This is a genomic window from Prochlorococcus sp. MIT 1314 (assembly GCF_034093315.1).
GTDB lineage: Bacteria > Cyanobacteriota > Cyanobacteriia > PCC-6307 > Cyanobiaceae > Prochlorococcus_A > Prochlorococcus_A marinus_Y.
The window spans coordinates 1,280,223-1,298,541 of sequence record NZ_CP139300.1 but is presented as its reverse complement, the minus strand read 5'-3'; the positions used below and the strand labels follow the sequence as shown (position 1 = coordinate 1,298,541).

The 18,319-nt window shown below is 31.2% G+C and carries 18 protein-coding genes and 1 tRNA gene; 10 read left to right on the top strand and 9 right to left on the bottom strand.

What is annotated here, in order from left to right:
• Positions 1–14 precede the first annotated feature (14 nt).
• Together plsX and rpaB are read right to left on the bottom strand one after the other, a co-directional pair.
• Entirely contained in the window at positions 15–1,433 is a 1,419-nt protein-coding gene (plsX, locus tag SOI86_RS07335; protein ID WP_320681181.1) for a phosphate acyltransferase PlsX, read from the bottom strand.
• Positions 1,434–2,180 carry a response regulator transcription factor RpaB gene (gene rpaB / locus SOI86_RS07330; RefSeq protein ID WP_320681180.1) on the bottom strand — a complete coding sequence of 249 codons (747 nt, stop codon included), beginning with the start codon at positions 2,178–2,180 and terminating at the stop codon, positions 1,434–1,436.
• 107 nt (positions 2,181–2,287) lie between these two features.
• Between rpaB and radA the strand changes: the two genes are divergently transcribed.
• Entirely contained in the window at positions 2,288–3,640 is a 1,353-nt protein-coding gene (gene radA, locus SOI86_RS07325) for a DNA repair protein RadA (protein WP_320681179.1), read from the top strand.
• Between the two features lie 6 nt (positions 3,641–3,646).
• On the opposite strand, the gene SOI86_RS07320 is transcribed toward radA, so the two are convergent.
• Complete coding sequence (locus SOI86_RS07320; RefSeq protein WP_320681178.1) at positions 3,647–4,168, bottom strand: photosystem I assembly protein Ycf3; 522 nt, start codon at positions 4,166–4,168, stop codon at positions 3,647–3,649.
• Between the two features lie 121 nt (positions 4,169–4,289).
• Between SOI86_RS07320 and SOI86_RS07315 the strand changes: the two genes are divergently transcribed.
• Genes SOI86_RS07315 through SOI86_RS07305 form a run of 3 tightly spaced genes read left to right on the top strand, consistent with a single transcriptional unit; the run spans position 4,290 to position 8,185 of the window.
• A complete protein-coding gene (locus SOI86_RS07315) occupies positions 4,290–6,587 on the top strand; it encodes a cation-translocating P-type ATPase (RefSeq protein ID WP_320681177.1) in 2,298 nt (765 codons plus the stop codon).
• Positions 6,588–7,226 carry a dTMP kinase gene (gene tmk, locus SOI86_RS07310; RefSeq protein WP_320681176.1) on the top strand — a complete coding sequence of 213 codons (639 nt, stop codon included), beginning with the start codon at positions 6,588–6,590 and terminating at the stop codon, positions 7,224–7,226. It abuts the gene before it with no gap.
• Entirely contained in the window at positions 7,223–8,185 is a 963-nt protein-coding gene (locus tag SOI86_RS07305) for a DNA polymerase III subunit delta' (RefSeq protein WP_320681175.1), read from the top strand. The genes tmk and SOI86_RS07305 overlap by 4 nt, the downstream gene beginning before the upstream one ends.
• 3 nt (positions 8,186–8,188) lie before the next feature.
• Here SOI86_RS07305 and SOI86_RS07300 read toward each other — a convergent pair whose 3' ends face one another.
• Positions 8,189–8,971, bottom strand: coding sequence for a response regulator transcription factor (locus SOI86_RS07300; RefSeq protein ID WP_320681174.1), 783 nt, complete (start codon positions 8,969–8,971; stop codon positions 8,189–8,191).
• A 403-nt stretch (positions 8,972–9,374) separates the two neighbouring features.
• Between SOI86_RS07300 and SOI86_RS07295 the strand changes: the two genes are divergently transcribed.
• Together SOI86_RS07295 and SOI86_RS07290 are read left to right on the top strand one after the other, a co-directional pair.
• Positions 9,375–9,734, top strand: coding sequence for a hypothetical protein (locus SOI86_RS07295; RefSeq protein ID WP_320681173.1), 360 nt, complete (start codon positions 9,375–9,377; stop codon positions 9,732–9,734).
• Between the two features lie 606 nt (positions 9,735–10,340).
• Positions 10,341–11,414 carry a radical SAM/SPASM domain-containing protein gene (locus SOI86_RS07290; protein ID WP_320681172.1) on the top strand — a complete coding sequence of 358 codons (1,074 nt, stop codon included), beginning with the start codon at positions 10,341–10,343 and terminating at the stop codon, positions 11,412–11,414.
• A 70-nt stretch (positions 11,415–11,484) separates the two neighbouring features.
• Here SOI86_RS07290 and SOI86_RS07285 read toward each other — a convergent pair whose 3' ends face one another.
• The gene (locus SOI86_RS07285; RefSeq protein ID WP_320681171.1) at positions 11,485–12,531 is read right to left on the bottom strand and encodes a cytidylyltransferase domain-containing protein; all 1,047 of its coding nucleotides are present in this window, start codon (positions 12,529–12,531) and stop codon (positions 11,485–11,487) included.
• A 138-nt stretch (positions 12,532–12,669) separates the two neighbouring features.
• Here SOI86_RS07285 and SOI86_RS07280 point away from each other — a divergent pair, with 138 nt between their 5' ends.
• The 3 genes from SOI86_RS07280 to SOI86_RS07270 all read left to right on the top strand — a co-directional run bounded on the left by SOI86_RS07280 (position 12,670) and on the right by SOI86_RS07270 (position 15,626).
• Positions 12,670–13,995, top strand: a complete 1,326-nt coding sequence (locus SOI86_RS07280) for a hypothetical protein (protein ID WP_320681170.1) — start codon at positions 12,670–12,672, stop codon at positions 13,993–13,995.
• Between the two features lie 66 nt (positions 13,996–14,061).
• On the top strand, positions 14,062–14,976 hold the full coding sequence (locus SOI86_RS07275; RefSeq protein WP_320681169.1) for a hypothetical protein: 915 nt from the start codon (positions 14,062–14,064) through the stop codon (positions 14,974–14,976).
• Between the two features lie 500 nt (positions 14,977–15,476).
• Positions 15,477–15,626, top strand: a complete 150-nt coding sequence (locus tag SOI86_RS07270) for a hypothetical protein (RefSeq protein ID WP_320681168.1) — start codon at positions 15,477–15,479, stop codon at positions 15,624–15,626.
• Between the two features lie 12 nt (positions 15,627–15,638).
• Here the strand turns inward: SOI86_RS07270 and SOI86_RS07265 are convergent, their stop codons facing one another.
• From SOI86_RS07265 to SOI86_RS07250, 4 genes are all read right to left on the bottom strand, one after another.
• Positions 15,639–15,836: a hypothetical protein gene (locus SOI86_RS07265; RefSeq protein ID WP_320681167.1), complete on the bottom strand. Its 198-nt coding sequence runs from the start codon at positions 15,834–15,836 to the stop codon at positions 15,639–15,641.
• Between the two features lie 286 nt (positions 15,837–16,122).
• Positions 16,123–16,194, bottom strand: a tRNA-Asn gene (locus tag SOI86_RS07260).
• 49 nt (positions 16,195–16,243) lie between these two features.
• Positions 16,244–16,918, bottom strand: a complete 675-nt coding sequence (locus SOI86_RS07255) for an ABC transporter ATP-binding protein (protein ID WP_320681166.1) — start codon at positions 16,916–16,918, stop codon at positions 16,244–16,246.
• Positions 16,919–16,926: 8 nt separating this feature from the next.
• On the bottom strand, positions 16,927–17,199 hold the full coding sequence (locus SOI86_RS07250; RefSeq protein ID WP_320681165.1) for a hypothetical protein: 273 nt from the start codon (positions 17,197–17,199) through the stop codon (positions 16,927–16,929).
• A 151-nt stretch (positions 17,200–17,350) separates the two neighbouring features.
• Here SOI86_RS07250 and cysK point away from each other — a divergent pair, with 151 nt between their 5' ends.
• Positions 17,351–18,319: a cysteine synthase A gene (cysK, locus tag SOI86_RS07245; RefSeq protein WP_320681164.1), complete on the top strand. Its 969-nt coding sequence runs from the start codon at positions 17,351–17,353 to the stop codon at positions 18,317–18,319.

Here is an 18,319-nt window from a genome sequence, read left to right as displayed (position 1 = left end):
TGACGCAAAATGTTTTATGAATTTAAAACTTGATGCTTTTGAAGTTGATTTAAATTTTCCATCACGTTGTGATTGACGGCGGAGTGAGCCAAACGGAGAGCGCTAACTACTGATAAAGACTTACTACTGCCGTGGCCAATTACGCAAATACCATTTACCCCAAGTAATAATGCACCTCCATGTTCGGCATGATCTAATCTTTTCTTAATTCTTAGTAAATTACTTTTTAAAAAAGCCGAACCAACTTTTCCCCGCCTCCCTCTTGGAAGCTCAGACCTCAAAATATCTAATAAAACCCCTCCCACAGACTCAAGAAATTTTAATAATATATTGCCAGTAAAACCATCACAAACGACTACATCGAAACTACCTGACAATACGTCTCGACCTTCGCAATTACCTGCAAAATCAAAACTTTTTTCATTAGACAGTAGTTCAAATGTTTTCAGGGATAAATCATTACCTTTGCATTCTTCTTCTCCAATATTCAAAAGGCCAATTCTTGGTTCTTTTACTTGCAAGACATCTTTTGCATAAATATTACCTAAAAGAGCAAACTGATGCAGATAAGAAGGTTTACAATCTGTATTTGCTCCAACATCTAAAACCAAGACAGGATGAGTTTGGTCCCTTGTTGGAAATAATGCACCAATAGCGGGTCTATCAATCCCTTTCAATCTTCCAATTCTAAATATGGCAGAAGCCATCATTGCTCCTGAATTACCAGCTGAGTAAACAGCTTGAGCTTTATTGTTTCTTACTAAATCCATTGCAACATTTATACTTGCATTTTTCCTTTTTCTGACTGCAGTAGCCTCTTCATTCATTCCTATAGGATCTCCACTATCAATTAATTCAAGACGATTATTTTTTATTTCTTTTTCAAACAATTCTATCAAGCCAATTTTTTCTGCTGCGTTTTTAACTTTTTCGATATTGCCAACAAACTTTATATTTATGGGAAATCTGCTTATCGCCTCCAGACAACCCTCTAGTATTGGCCCAGGCGCATAATCTCCACCCATACCATCAACTGCAATCCAAATTCTATTAGATTGCGAGTCCTCCTCCATATCTAGAACATTATCGTTATTTTGTAATCTTTTTAATGGGTCAAAAACTAATGGCTGTAATGTATTTTTAGCCAATGAACTCGCATTTGAAACTACACTACTAGCAGTGTTCACCACAGATTCAGCGCTTGAAACTACATTACCTGCAACATTACCCGCAACATTACTAGCAACATTACTAGCCGTGCTCACGACAGATCCAGCACCAGAAACTACGTTACCCGCAACATTACTAGCCGTTACTGCAGAACTAGCAGCAGTATCTACTATTGAAGTTACGGCCGAGTTTCTTTTGTACCAAATAACTAATCTTCTGATAGCTCTGGACTTATTAATTTTATGTGCAGTTTCTTTTCTCATTTATTTACCATTAAAAGGAGCAATATCAACAATCCTTTGAAAAAGATATCCTGTGCCTCGTGCTGTTAATATCAACTCAGGATTAGCAGGATCAGCCTCAAGTTTTGACCTTAATCTTGATATGTGAACATCCACTACTCTTGTATCTACATGTCTCTCAGGTGTATATCCCCAAACCTCTTTTAAGATCTCTCCTCTACTAAATGGCTCTCCTGACCTACTTACCAAAAGCTCTAAGAGACTAAATTCCATACCAGTTAATCTAATTCTTTCATCGCTTTTAAAAACTTGTCTTCGATTTGTATCAATTTTTATATCAGTAACCAAAATTAATCCTGAATTGGGCATCCCAGGCATTTGTTCTTTGTCAATTCTTCTTAGAACGCACCTAATTCTAGCTTCTAATTCCTTAGGACTAAATGGTTTCACTACATAATCATCAGCCCCTAATTCTAAACCTGTTATCCTATCAGCAACATCTCCTAATGCAGTTAACATAACAATTGGAACATCGGAATCTTTTCTTAATTCTTGACAAACTCCATAACCATCTAACTTTGGCATCATGACATCAAGTACTACCAAATCAGGCTCATAGTCTTTAAATAACTTTAGTGCTTCTTTACCATCACTTGCAGTTACAACTTTGTACCCAATCATGGAGAGTCGTGTCTCCAGAATTCTTCTAATACTTGCCTCGTCATCTGCGACAAGGATTGTTTCTTTAGTTTGACTAGATAAAGCCATTTGTTTCTATTAGCTAATCAGTAAGAGAATTAATTATTAACCTAATCTAACTTGTAGAGGGGCAATATCCCAAACATTCTAGTTCCATCACCTTATTCAAAAACTTAATGTCTAGCAAATTATCGACTTTTATATGTCAAAATTGCGGAACTAAAACTTCTCAATACTTTGGGAAATGCCTTAATTGCAACTCATGGAATTCAATTGTTGAAGAACTTAAAAACAAGAGACCTAAATATCAAGATTTTAAAAATAATAAGAAATCCATACCTTTCAATGAAATTTCATCTAAAAAAATATCAAGATTTACCACTGGATTTAAGGAATTTGATCGAGTTCTTGGAGGTGGTATAGTGCCTGGATCTGTTGTACTACTTGGAGGAGAGCCAGGTATAGGCAAAAGTACAATAGTTCTTCAAGCAGCAAGCAAAATATCTCTCAATGAGAAAGTTTTATACGTTACCGCGGAAGAATCATTAGAACAAGTAAAAATCAGATGGGAAAGATTAAATCAAAAGAGTATTGATTTAAAAATTTTTGCAGAAACAAATATATCCTTAATTATTGAAGAGATCAAACGCGTAAATCCAAGCTTTGCAATTATTGATAGTATTCAAGCTATCCATAATCATGAAATGGAAAGTTCGCCAGGATCGGTCTCTCAAGTTAGAACATGTTCATCTGAATTGCAAAATCTGGCTAAAGACAATAATATTGCACTTCTAGTAATTGGTCATGTTACCAAAGATGGAGCTTTAGCTGGTCCAAAAACTCTAGAGCATTTAGTTGATGTAGTAATAAACTTTGAAGGAGATAATATTTCCTCACATAGATTACTAAGAGGTATAAAAAATCGATTTGGATCAACCTTTGAAATCGGAATTTTTGAAATGCTTGAAGAGGGATTAAGAGAAATAAAAAACCCAAGTTCAATCTTTACAAATAAAGAAAACATTTCAGGAGTAACAACTACGATAACTAATGAAGGAACTCGACCATTCGCAGTAGATATACAAGCACTAGTAAATAAAACTTTTTATAGTAATCCAAGACGAACAACAACTGGAATTAGCATTAACAGATTACATCAAATTTTGGCCGTTATTGAAAAACACGTAGGTATTAAATTATCTGAATTTGATTGTTATGTAGCTACTGGGGGGGGTTTTGAAATAAATGATCCTTCATCTGACTTAGGTGTAGCAATATCAATTTTATCAAGTTTGAAAAATATTCCTCCTTTGACGAGTAGCTCATATATTGGAGAACTGGGTCTGAGCGGTCAAGTTAGAAAATCGAATAACCTTCGAACAAAAATAGAAGAGGCTGCAAGAATAGGGATCAAAAATATAATTGTACCGAAATTAGACGAGGATCTTAATAAAATTTTTAAAAATATAATCAATATCAAAGAGATTTCTAATATTAAAGAAGCAGTAGATTATTCCTTATTGAATTAAAAAATATTAGAGATACATATCGATTGAACTTCTTCCTGAATTTTTCAGCCAATTCTCAATATCAAGATATCCACCAGGATATAATCTCACTGCTTTAGACCAGACTTCTGCAGCTTTGTCAAACCAAATATCTCTCTGATCTAAATCACCATTTTGTTCAGCGTATCTTCCTCTTTTTTCATAAATCAGACCTATATTTTTCAGACATGAAGGCTGTTTAGGATTTTCTACTAATGCTTTTTCATAAGTTTCAATAGACAAATCCTCTTCACCGTTACTCATATATATTATTGCCATATTTTTTAAAGTCTCACCCCTATCGATTTTATTTTCTTCAAGTCTTAAACTCTCTTTGTAATACTCTAATGCTTCCGAATAATCTCCATTATTTTGGGCGGCTAGGCCATCTCTATAATAGATATAGGCTTTTTTCTCTTTCTCTGCAATGGGCATTATTTTAACTATAGATTCAGCAATTACTGTAAAAGCTTTATCAATAAAATTGTCTCTGTTTTGATTACTAGGCACTGCTTTAGATCTAATAAAATTAATATAGTAATTTAAAAATTAACTATTTAAAAAGTCTATTACATTTATTATTATAGATGAAAATAAAGTCAAGCATTAATTTGCTCCTATCGTGAAAAATATGGAGAGCATTCAATTAAGCATTACAGGGATGAAGTGCGGGGGTTGCGTTAGTACTGTTGAAAAAATATTAAATAATTCTGATGGTATTACAAATGTTTCTGTTAACTTACTCACTGAAAGTGCATATTTTGAAATTAACCAGAAACATGTAGAAATAGAAACAGTTCTCGAAAACCTAAAAGATAATGGATTCCCATCAAAGATCTACATAAATGATTTTTCAAAAAAAATAAATCAAGCAGAGTTAGAAAAAAAAAAGAAATGGAATAACCAATGGCAAAAACTAACTTTTGCTCTATTACTTTTGCTCTTTTCGGGTTTAGGTCATCTAGCAGAAGGTAGATATATAAATTTTCCAATACTAGGCAATATATTTTTTCACGCCTTATTAGCAACATTAGCTTTATTATTGCCTGGAAGAGGAATAATTATTAATGGATTTAAAGCTTTTATAAAGAACCGTCCGGATATGGATTCTTTAGTAGCTCTTGGAGTAACTAGCGCATATACAACAAGCCTTCTATCCTTAATATTCCCTGCTACTGGTTTCCCTTGTTTTTTTAATGAACCAGTCATGTTATTGGGATTTATACTGATTGGGCGTTTCTTAGAAGAAAGAGCTAGATATCAAACTGGCTCATCCATTGGAGAGTTATTAGAACTTCAACCTGAAATGGCAAATATCTACACAGAAGATAATCAAATAAAGTCAATAAGAGTAAATACTTTAAAACCTAATCAAGAGATTCAAGTTTTAGCAGGAGACAGAGTACCCGCTGACTGCATTGTTACTCAAGGGAATTCATATGTTGATGTCTCACATATTACTGGAGAATCAAAACCTATCGAAGTAAAAGAAGGCGAGAATTTATCCAGTGGATCTTTAAACCTTAATTCCACTCTTAAACTAAAAGTACAAAAAGTGGGAGGTGATTCTTCGCTTGCAAAACTAGTAAGTCTTATTGAGTCTGTAAACGCTAATAAACCTCCCATTCAAAGAATTGCCGATAAAATTGCAGGCAAATTTACTTACTTTGTACTTATATTTGCCACTTTAAGTTTCTTTTTTTGGTGGAAGGGGGCCAAATACATTTGGCCTGATTTATTAAGTCCTAATCATCATCAATTTATAACAAACTCAAGCCACACACTTCATAGTTCTCTTGGTAGTAATGCTGAGAGTTTCCTGAGTTTAGCAATTCAATTGTCAATTGCTGTTTTAGTAATAGCTTGTCCTTGTGCATTAGGTTTAGCCACACCAACAGTAATCACTGTCGCATCAGGTAAAGCAGCAAAAAAAGGGGTTTTATTTAAAGGAGGTGACAAAATAGAGATTGCTTCAAAAATTAATCATATTATCTTTGATAAGACGGGTACGTTAACAAAAGGTAAGCCTTTTATTGTTGATTATAAAAATAATAATGATCATTCATTCTTATTAAGAATAGCTGCTAGTTTAGAAAAGGAAAGCAGACATCCAATAGCAAATGCATTGATTCAAGAGGCTCAAAAACAAAACTTAAATTTATTTCCAATAAAAAAAATTTTCACCCATTCAGGTAGAGGTATATCTGGGGAACTTGATTCAATTGATGGACTTATCAATATTGGAAATATTGAATGGCTACTCAGCAAAGGAATAATTATTGATAGTAATGCAAAAAAAGTAATTGAAAACGAAGAGACACAATCGAATACAATCATTGGAGTAAGTATAAACGATAAGTTATTAGGCTTTATCTTGTTAGGAGATTTACTCAGAGAGGATTCAATAAAAACAGTTCAAAAATTAAGAGAAAACAAATTTAAAATTAATATTTTAAGTGGAGATAGAAAACAAACAGTTTTAGCTTTAGCAAAAAAAATTGGTTGTAAAGAAACCGAAGTAAAATGGGATCTTCTTCCTCAAATGAAACTTAAGACTATAGAAAATTTAAAAATCAATAATAAAGTAGCTATGATTGGTGATGGAATTAATGATGTCCCAGCGTTAGCATCCTCAGACTTAGGAATTGCGGTGGGCTCAGGAACTCAAATAGCTAAGGCAAATGCAGATGTTGTATTGATGGGAGATCAATTAAATGGATTACCCTACGCATTAAATCTTGCAAAAAAAACTATAAGAAAAATAAAGCAGAATCTAATATGGGCTTTTGGTTACAACTTACTAGCTATACCAATAGCCGCTGGAATTTTATTCCCTAAATATGGCATTCTTCTTACTCCCTCAATAGCAGCATTATTAATGGCTACTAGCTCTATTACAGTTGTAATTAATGCTTTATCTTTGGAGTAAATGAAAGGAAAATTTATTGTTATTGAAGGTATTGATGGATGTGGTAAGACTACTCAGATAGATGAATTATCTAAATGGCTACCTAATAGTGGTCTAATAAAAAAAGGGTCTAAATTAATCACAACAAGAGAGCCAGGAGGAAGCCTGTTAGGCAAAAAACTTAGAGGACTGATCCTTGATAACAATAAGAATAACAAGCCTTCATCGCTTGCTGAATTATTGCTTTATTCAGCTGATAGAGCTGAACATATCTCAAAAATTATTTCACCTGCCTTAAATAACAATGATTGGGTGATAAGTGATAGATTTGCCGATTCAACTCTGGCTTATCAAGGTTATGGAAGAAACATAAATTTAGAAATAATTAAAAATATTGAATCTATTGTGTGTCAAGGAGAATATCCTGACCTAACTTTCTTCTTAGAAATTTCTCCAGAAGAAAGTATCTTGCGAAGAAAAAATAAAATTCCAGATAGAATAGAATCTGAAGGTATTAGATTTTTAGAAAAAGTAAATGCAGGCTTCAAAGTAATTGCCAAAGAAAAAAACTGGAAAATAATATCTGCATCACAAAATATTAAAACGATTTCTAATCAAATTAAAGAGACTTTATTAAAAAAATTTTCTAATAAAACATGAGTGAGTTTAAAAAAAATAATTTTTTTATTAATGAAGAAACCAATAAATGCCTTAAAAGCATAATTAAAACCAAATCATATGCTAATGGGTATATATTTTATGGTGCCGAAGGAGTAGGGAAAACACAAACTGCTCTTAATTTTATAAAAGAAATTTTAAAACAATCTTCCCTAAGCGGAAATATTGAAGAGAGAATTACCAATAATAACCATCCTGATTTTCTAATTATCGAACCTAATTCTCTTTCGGAAGCTAAAAGATCAGAAAGTTCCTATCTTGAAAAAACAAAAAAAAGTGGATCTGAGATTATTAAGATTGCTCAAATACGTTTTATAAAAACTTTTCTTGGTCAGAAATCAATAAACTCAGGAAAAAAAATTGTTTTAATTATTGATGCGCACCTTCTAAATGAATCAGCCTCAAATTGCCTTTTAAAAACCTTAGAAGAACCCAGTAATGGCATTTTTATTTTATTAACATCAAAATTAAACCTTCTTTTAGATACGATCATTTCAAGATGTCAATTAGTCCGGTTTCGATCCTGTTCTAGTAAACAAATGCAATCTATCTTAAAAGATTATTTTGATCCTGCTAAATCTAATAGAAATACAAAACTAAAATTTGAAGATTTAATAAATTCTGCGAATGGATCTCCAGGGCAATTATTGAAGAATATTGAAATTTGGAATGAATTATCAAATGAAATTACAAGTAAATTAGATTCTCCAATAAAAAATAATCTAGAAATATTAGAAGTATGTAAATTAATATCTGAAGAATTAGAAATATATCAACAGACTTATTTAGTCAATTTAATTCAAATTATTTGGTGGAGAAAGACAAAAAATATTGATCTAATAAAAAAACTTGAAAATTTAAAATTTCACTTAAGACAAAACATTCAACCAAGGTTGGCATGGGAAATTACTTTTTTAAAAATTTCAATGGAAGATATATGAAATTTAATCTATTGCAGAATTGATTAAATCAGGATTTCTTGCTTGAATAAACTCTTGCTTAGCAGTTTCAACTTGAGAACCAATTGGTAACTCAAGACAATATCCCGCTCCATATACAGTTTTTATATATATAGGCTTGCGTGGGTCAGGTTCTAGCTTAGTTCGTAAGTGTCTAATATGAACTCTGATTGTCTCAATATCATCGTCAGGTTCATAGCCCCACACCTCTTTAAGAATCAATGCTGGTGATACAGTTTGACCATGCCTTTGTAAAAGACAATGAATTAATTCAAATTCAAGATGTGTTAATCTAACAGGCAATTCAAACCAGATAGCCTCAAATCTTTCCGGTACAAGAGTGAGAGGACCGTAATTTAGAATTTCTTGCTGATTACTAGAATTCAACTGTGCTCTGTTAGTTCTCCTTAACAACGCTTTTATGCGTACATGTAATTCTTCTAAATCAAATGGTTTGGTAATGTAATCATCAGCTCCAGAATTAAAACCAGTAACTTTATCTTTGAGGCCACCCAATGCAGTTATCATCAAGATTGGAATATTTGAAGTTCTTTCATCTCTTCTAAGTCGCTGACATAAAGTTAATCCATCAACACTTGGTAGCATTAAATCTAAGAGTATTAAATCCGGTGAATACTGAAGAGCTAATGCTTGGCCTTTAATGCCATCTTCAGCTTTTTGGACGTCGAAACCAGAATGTTCCAAATGCCTAGCTACCAATTCACGCATATCACGATCATCTTCAATTAAAAGGATTGAAATTTTCATATTTATAGACTATTAAATTAAAATTAAATTTTAGTAATACGATTCTCTCAAGAATTTAGAAAGATTGCTGAATTAATGTAAACAATTTTATCAATAAGATTTGCCAGTTAACTCAATAATGACAGGGCATGAGAGGGAAATTACAAATTTTTAAAAATTTTAAATTTTATAATTTCTTTCGTTTTTATTAACTATTTCTTAATAATTAGAAGGATATTTGAAATAATGTAGATATTTAATTAGGAAGCATATCTCAATCAATTTGTCATAGCAAGGCATCTTAAAATGGAATTAAATGGCTATTCTGAGTTTTTAAGGAGTTTTCAACTGATTGTATGGCTTTAGATTTTCATTAGTGTTTAAGCTAAGAATTTTGTCTATATTAAAAATAATCTCAGTATTTATGAAAAAGAAGTCATTTATCTATTCTGATTTATCAAAAAAACAACTAGAAAATCTTAAAGAATTATATATTCATAAAAAAGTTGAATCTATGAGTCATCAAGAACTTAAACAATATGTCCTAGAAATTATTTCTCATCAGATAAACGATACTATTGGCAAAGAAGAAGAAATAGAAGCATGGAATGAAATGTCAGATTTTTATGGAGAGCAATTTGAAAGTGTGATCTTAGAATTACAAAGAAAATATAGTGACGATAAAAACGTTCTTGAAACAGAAATAGATCTACAGAAACAAAGATTAGAATTACTTGAAACGAATAATTTAGATCAAGAAAAAAAAGATATGTGGGATGACTAAAATTTCCTAAAAGTTGTGATTTAGATTACACCAACAGAAAAATATGTTGCATATATAGAATTTGAAAATCAATCAAAGAAATGGTTCTTTTTAATGTTCTAAATAGTGTTCTAAATAATGTTCTAAATAGTGTTCTAAAAAGCAAGGTATCTTAAGTTTAAAATCAAATAATTGAAGATGTTAAAAACAATAATTATAGTGATCAAATTATTGTTATGAATAATATGCTAATTTTTCTTTCTTGAATATTTTCTTTTAATATAAATATTAGATTTTATTTGAAGGTTTTTAAATTCAAATTTTCATCTAATTAGAGAATTAAAATATTTTAAATTACCTTAAATAAAAAAGGGGAGGATATAAATTTGCCCTCTACAAGTCGAATGAAACTGCGTATAAATAAAGTGGAATAAGTCCTTAAAAATCCTGGACTATTTTTACTCAAGCTAAATGAGATAAATAACTTCTTAATTTGAAAAACCTTAACTTATTTCTGTGATAAAGGCCCAAACTTATTTCGTTTAAAAAAGCAAAAAATATTTCTAGTGATAAAGCCATTATTTTGTTCTATTATATCAATAAATTGATCAATTAAATTTAGTTGACATGGCAAAGAAAGTATATACTACTGATGGGAAAGTAGCTCATTACTCCAAGGAACAAGATATCAATAATAAGCTTAGTAAAATCTTAGGTAAAAAGTTTATTGACTATAGAAAGACTTGGGATGCTGCAAATAGATTTGAGATCCTAACAGAATTTCCTTTATTCTTACATTTTGATATGAATCAAAGATGTAACTATAGATGCCCTCAATGTATTTTGGCATACCCTGACGAGCTTAAAAAGTATTACCAAGGAGATGATCTTGACTTCAATACATTTAAACTTGCAATAGATGAAGCAGAAACATATAAATGTCCGTCGATGTCTGTACAAGGCAATAATGAGCCTCTTTTAAATCCAAAGCTGGAAGAATATATTTCTTATGCATACAATCATGGTTTTATCGATATTATGTTCAATACAAATGGTTCATTGTTATTTAAAGAAAGAGCTAAAAAATTATTAGATTCGGGAGTTACAAGATTAAGATTTAGCCTTGATGCTTTTACCGAGGAAACCTATTCAGCAATTAGGGTGGGAGGAAATTATTCGAAAGTTTTAAAGAATATAGAATCTTTCTTAGAGGAAAAACGTAAAGGAGGATATGATTTGCCTGTAACTGGTGTCAGTTTTGTTTTACAGAAAAAAAATTATAAAGAGCTAGATGACTTTATTGAATACTGGAGTTCCAGAGTCGATATGGTAACTATTCAAAACTTTATGCCTCCTACTCCAGGAAAAGATTTCTCGGACTTTTATGCCCCTAGAGAAGCTTATCCCTCAGCAAATATTTCCTCTAATGAAGGGTTCAAGTGTGTACAACCCTATCAAAGACTTGTTATCAAAAATAATGATATAACACCATGTTGTTTAATGTATTCCACAGCATTATCTTTAGGAAAATTTCCCGAAACAAGTTTATATGATGCATGGAACTCTGAAAAGATGAAATTCATTCAGAAAATACATTCTCAAGGTAGATACCAAGATGATCCTATTTGTAAATTGTGTGTCAAATCCATGTTTAGCACTTCAAGTAATAATTCAAGAGAAACAGATGATTTATTAATGTAAATAAACTAACTATATAAAAGTGAATAAACAGATTTATTTATGCTTAAGATGTATCTTATTTAAAACTTATTTAATCCATATCAGTTAAACTTTTTAACTGACTTAATGTAATACTTCTGTCATCAATATAAAAATCAGATCCGGGCTTCCCAAATAAAAGTTCATCGTAAGGAATTGAAAAACTTCGTAATTGATCCTCTGTTATATCACTCCAGTCTTTACCTGTTTTAGAACCTCTTGCTGTATGTAAGATTATTCTGTATCCATTACTATGCAATGACTGCAATAGTTTTATTGCCCCATGATTTGGATAAATATCACTATAGTCATTTTCTTTCGATCTAGAAAATAATACTCCATCTATATCAAAACAGATCTCAATTTGACTATTTAATTCTCCATTTACCTTCAAATTTAACTGATCTAAACTTCCATAAGCTGCTGGAAAATCATAATACTCATCTAAATCAGCAGCAACATTTCCAAATTCATATTTTAAGCAATAGTTACCCCATAAAGACCCCTTCTTTATAGAGGTTGTGCTATAAATATCCACAGCACCTGTCTGCCCAAAAAGATTATTGCAGTCTTGAGAGGGAGTAAAACTCTTTTGATTATATATATCTCCATCTAAACCTATTAATCTGTCTGAATCATCGGGAGACTCAATTAAACACTTTTCCTTATAAAGTTGAAGCCTTTCAACACTTTTTAAACTAGTTGCTTGCTTAGAAGATAGAAAATGGTTAATAGCATCATCTATATAACTTACAGTAATTGCTGGGTATGTTGGACGAATATGAACAACATAATCGTAAGAATAATTGATTTGCTCTAACTTAATTAGAACCTCTTGAATTACAAGATCATCAGTAATCGAATCCTGAGAATTAATTTCAGACCTTAATCCTATATCAATATACTTTTTCCCTTTCTCAATTTTATCAAGATAAATCTCAGAATCTGTAGAGATAATTATGCCATCTATCATGCTAGAGGCTTCTGCTAAATCATGCGCTCTTTGAATTAATGTTTTCGAATAGAATACTGACAAATTTTTGTCTGGTATTCGTTTAGAACCAGATCTACATGGGATAAAGCCAAGAAAGCTAGGCATTACTGTATGTTTAAATATCCTTTTAATTAACTTTCATACAATAACAATATATACATAACAAACAAGAGAAAGATTAAGAGAAATATTTTCAATGATTTTCATCAATAAAATAACATTAAGATTAGATATAATGGTTTAATGCTTAGACTCAAAACCTTGCAAAGGTCACAAGACATACTGAGGTCTCTACTCTTATTTCTCAAGATAAGTTTGTTTTTGAGGCAAATAAATGGGAAAATCAAAATTCCTTATCTAATTAAAGCTTTATACTCTAAGAAACCCGTCTGGCTATTTATACCTAAATTAGTATTCAATGATGATATTAAAGCTATCTCTAGTAAATATTTAGATGTTAATTTTGTCTCATTAAAACGTGGTCCTTTGGTTGCATTAACTAAATGCATTATTGGGGATAATCTTAGTATTTATAATTACATTAGTAACTCAGAAAAAATAATAAATAGGAAGAAAAGACTATACAAAATATATTGGCTATTTATCTTCCTTCTTAAAAGAGTTATTAATTTGCAAGGAATAATATCTGGAGCTTATTACTATGTAGAGCAACGAGAACTTGCAAAAGCAGCTTTAGATAATGGCATAGAATTTGTTGTCTTACATAAAGAATGCATAACTAGTCCAATAGAAATATTGGTTCGCAACTATATTTTTAGGGAAAGAACAGGTCCTTTCACTGGCTCTGTTTTGTTAACCTATAATCAAGATGAATTAAATAACCTTAAAGATAATTCAGTAGTACCTTCAAAATGTATCACTCGAGTAACTGGGGCACCTAGAATAGATGAATTATTTAAATTAAATAACTTTTCAGAAAGAAGTATAGATGTAAGTTTTTTCTGGTTTGGAAAATACACATATCTGCCAGAGCACTTTTTCAAAGGTGAAGATATGTGGGGGAAACTTAAGGATCTAAAACTTTACAATAGTATTAGGTGGGACTGGAGCAATCTACAAACTTCTTATCTTAAAGCAATTATAAAATATGCGAATATTAATCCTAATTTAAACATTGTATTAAAATCTAAGGTTGGGTTTGAGATGTCAGATCATGATATTAATGAGATTAAAGATTTGAAGAATATAAGATTAGTTAAACAAGGAACTGCTCAATCCTTGCTCAAAAATTCTAAAGTTGTAATTGCTTTCAACTCTACTGTAATTTTTGAGGCCTTAGCCGCACATTGTTATGTTGGGACATTATCTTTTGAAGAGGCTGATAAATCAAAAGAAAGTGGTAGGTTAGGTACTTTGGATTTAAATCGATCAATTGAAGAATTAAAGAGCGTTGAAGAAATGTATAAATTCTGTGATAGGTTTAGCAGTGTTCAAGAAGAAAATAAATTAACCATTGATGGAGAAAAACTACTTGATCAGTACCTTGGGAATAAAGATGGATTATCTTCAATTAGATTAAGAACTGTTCTTCAAGGTTTATTAAAATAAAAATATAACAATTTAAATTTCTTCCTGAAGTCACTATATTCGAATCAAGCGCCAACACAAGTTAAGATGAAAAAGCTTTATTCTTTTATTGATTTTATAGTCAATAAGATAAGCCTTTATACTTTTAACCCATATTTACCAGGAAGAGTAAAGGATTTTATAGGTTATACACAATTAAAGAAAAACAAACATTTATATCGTAATAAAACAGCTGATCATGCCTATGAATTTAATTTAAATGGATACAGTGATTTTAGAAAAAACAATGCAGCAATCCTAGATTGTTCTAATATTGCAGAAATATTTAGGCCATATCTAGAAAAATGTAAATTAATAGGGTATGAAAATGATATAGACAAACCATATTTTTATAATATTTTGAGAGAAGATCTTGATCATGAGGCCTATAATAAATTTCTAGAAATTGGCAATAACAATAACTTATTAGATACTTTAAGAACAGATTTTGGTGAATTGGTATTTGTTGGGGGAGGGATATTCAGATCTAAAGCCAATATACTTGGTAAAAAACTTATTGGTAGTCAGAAATGGCATCTTGATAGGTTTTCTCTAAAATGTTTTAAATTATTTGTTAATCTATCAGACATCTCAGAATCAATGGGTCCAACTGAGGTGTTAGATTCAAAAGTTACCTGGAAACTACTTTATAATGGGTTAATAAAAAAAATTCTTGGTGTTAAAAAGGCAAGAAATCTGAAAAATGGATTATTTATTGATCAGAAGCGATTTGATAGAGAGTTAAGTAATAAGAAAATAGATAATATTGGTCCAATTGGTACAGGTCTTCTTGCTAACACAGGCTTATGTCTACATAGAGGTAGTCTTAACAAATCTTTTCAAGATAGATATGTTCTTCTACTTCACTATTGCTTATGGGATAGATATGTAGAAAATCAAGAAAAGTTAAATAAAGACATCTCAACTGGCATTTGGACTAGGTTTATTAAAAAACTAGGCTAACTTAGAAAAAAAATAATACAACTACTCGGGCGAAAGTCTTAAAGAGGCGATTTGAAGCAAGTTGACTGCTGTTAAAGTAAGAAACTATGAAATTCTTTATTTTTTACAAAAAAAGACCCGATTTTTGGGTCTTATAATTATTTGATGCTAAAAAAGAACTCCCCGGGCGAAAGATAGGTAGATTTTTCATAACCTTTTATAGACATTCATAGTCAATCAAATAGTTTATATCTCATAGAAAAAAACACATAAAAACTAATATTTTGGTTCCTGAATTTGCCTAAAAATAAAATAAGAGGGCATTTGTTTGCCCTCTTCGAGTCTTGTTCACTTCCTTGTCTACAAAGTCGGGGAAGTGCTTTGACTCCTGAATTATTTCTACTCCTCTTGTAAGGGAAAAAATAGTCGTGACAACCACAAAGCACTAATACTCGGGTAGAAATACCCTATGAATTTCAAGTCAAAAGGAGGAAAATATAAGTGTAGATATAGGAGGTCTTATGAAACTTATTACTCCTTTCACTATTCTCAATAGAAAATTCAATGAAATGGATTTGATTAGAGATGCAATAAAGAATAGAAGATTAGCGACTGAAAGATTGCACGATGATTATAGAAAAATGTACAAAAATCATCAATTTGCCTATTGATAAATAGGCGTTCTATTCACATTGCTTATTGTTCAATCTGTTGAACATACATTTGCTGTTCATGACCATTCCTTTGTAGTCGGGAAGATTTAGTTCTTTCAACCAGATAGAAATTTCCTGAGCAGCATCAGACTTTTTAGGCATATAGAAAATGACCTCTTTAGAGGGTTCTATTACTAGGTGAGGAGGTATCTTGACTGATGTTTTCATAATTCAAATATTATCTAATTATTTGTTTTTGCAAGCAAAATATCTTGGACGTATAACCGAAAAGGATGGAGTCCAGAAGTTGCCTAAAAAACATTTTTTTAAAGGCTACAAAACATAAAAAACACATTTTTACAAATAGCTAAAACACATCAAAAAACCAACTTTCATCAAAAATTTTGAACTATTATCAGCCTGTGTTTTCACGAGAATTTGATCACATGAAAGTAATGTCAATAAAAAAGACCCTTTTGGGTCTTTATGAATATTCAAGATGATTCAAGTAAAGCTCCCCGGGCGGGATTCGAACCTGCGACCAATCGATTAACAGTCGATCGCTCTACCGCTGAGCTACCGAGGAATATAAGATGAATTTAGCTCTTTAAAGTGCCTTATGACAAGTAAAAGAATTAATTATATTGAAATTTTGATGGTTCTTGCCAACTAGACAAAAAACCATTTTGCAACTCTGCTACTGCGTCAGCGTAAGTTAATTCCTCATAACGGTGAGTTATCCATAAAGCTGATATAGGTTTTCTATTGTCACTTGTAAGATTCTTAATGGTTTTTAAAACTTTTAATTGGCTGGTTTTATCAAGTAATGCTGTAGGCTCATCCAAAAGAATAAAATTTCTATTGCTAATAAGAGCGCATGCAATAGTTAAGCGTTGTTTTTGCCCGCCACTTAAAGTATGCACTGGCCTTTTTTCAAAGCCATTCAATCCAACCTTATCAAGCACATAGTCAATTTTTTCCTTAATTTCATAATCACTTATATTCTGATTAATACTAAGCAGAAGTTCACTTCTGCAATTTGGCATCAAGATTTGATGATCTGGATTTTGAAATACCATACCAATATTTGCTTTACAAGTAACGATTCCATTATTCGGTTTAATTATTCCACTTATTAATTTCAAAAGCGTACTTTTTCCACTTCCATTTTTACCGACGACCATCCAAAATCCAGATTTCTTTATTGAGAAATTACATTTATAAATTAAATTTTCTTTTTCTTCAGAATATGAAAAAGAGACATCTTTGAAATTTATTTGAGGTATTTGATTTCCAAAATAATCTCTCATTACTCTGATTAGTCAATGTTTAGAGAGAATCCTGGTCTTTTAGATCCTCCCGCGACTGAGGACTTTTCATAAATCTGAACAGAAATAATTTCTTGGGATCTGACGGCAATTAATTTATCTTGAACTTTGTCACACTTTAATTCAATCAAGTTTGAAGTTTCTAAATTTTCACTCATAGAATTTTTTATTTCTTCATAAATTCTTTTTACATCCTCTAATTCTTTTTTCTGAATTGAAAGCGGAAAAGGTGAATATCTGAGACTTAGTTCAAGCGAATACATAATAATTATCAAAACTCCTTTTTATAATAATAAATATTCTTCCGCAGAAAGTTATTTTAAATTAAATTCTTTTGAGAAAATTATATAAAAGATCTTTAAATACAATTATTATGTAAATAGAAATTAATTTTGCAGTTTAAATAATGATTTCATGGAAATAGCAAATGATATAACTTCACTTGTAGGCAATACACCTTTAGTTAAATTAAATCGAATCAGAAAGTACTTTAATTGTTATCCAGAAATAATAGCCAAGCTTGAAAGTTTCAATCCATCAGCATCTGTTAAAGATCGAATAGCTTATTCAATGTTATGTAAAGCTGAAGAAGAAGGATTGATAACAGCAAATCAAACAACATTAATTGAAGCAACAAGTGGGAATACTGGCATTGCATTAGCAATGGTTGCTGCAGCTAAAGGCTATAAATTGATATTAACTATGCCGGATACGATGAGTATTGAAAGAAGGGCAATGTTGAGAGCTTATGGCGCAGAATTACAGCTAACACCAGGAGAAGAAGGGATGAAAGGAGCTTTAGATTTAGCTAATGAGTTGTCTTTAAGCATTCCCAATAGCTATCAATTTAATCAATTTGAAAACTACGCTAATCCAGATATTCATGAAAGAACTACGGCGCAAGAAATATGGACTCAATCTAACTACAATTTAGATGGACTAGTTACCGGAGTAGGCACCGGAGGAACAATTACTGGTTGTGCACGTTTCTTAAAAAAAGTTAATCCAAATTGCAAAATTTATGCTGTAGAGCCCAAAAAAAGTGCTGTGATTTCCGGAGAAAAAGCAGGATCGCATTCAATTCAAGGAATAGGAGCAGGTTTCGTACCTAAAGTTCTTAATACTAAATTGATAGATGAAATTATCAAAATAGATGACGATGAAGCGTTTTATTATGGGCGTTTATTAGCTCGCTTAGAGGGTCTTTTATCTGGTATCAGCAGCGGTGCAGCTTTAGCAGCCACTATAAAAATAGGAGGTAGAAAAGATCTAATTAATAAAAGATTGATAGTGATTCTTCCTAGTTTTGGTGAAAGATATTTATCAACTGCAATGTTTGAATCTAATACTTCCATTCAAGCCAGAAAAGATGGTTATCTTTAA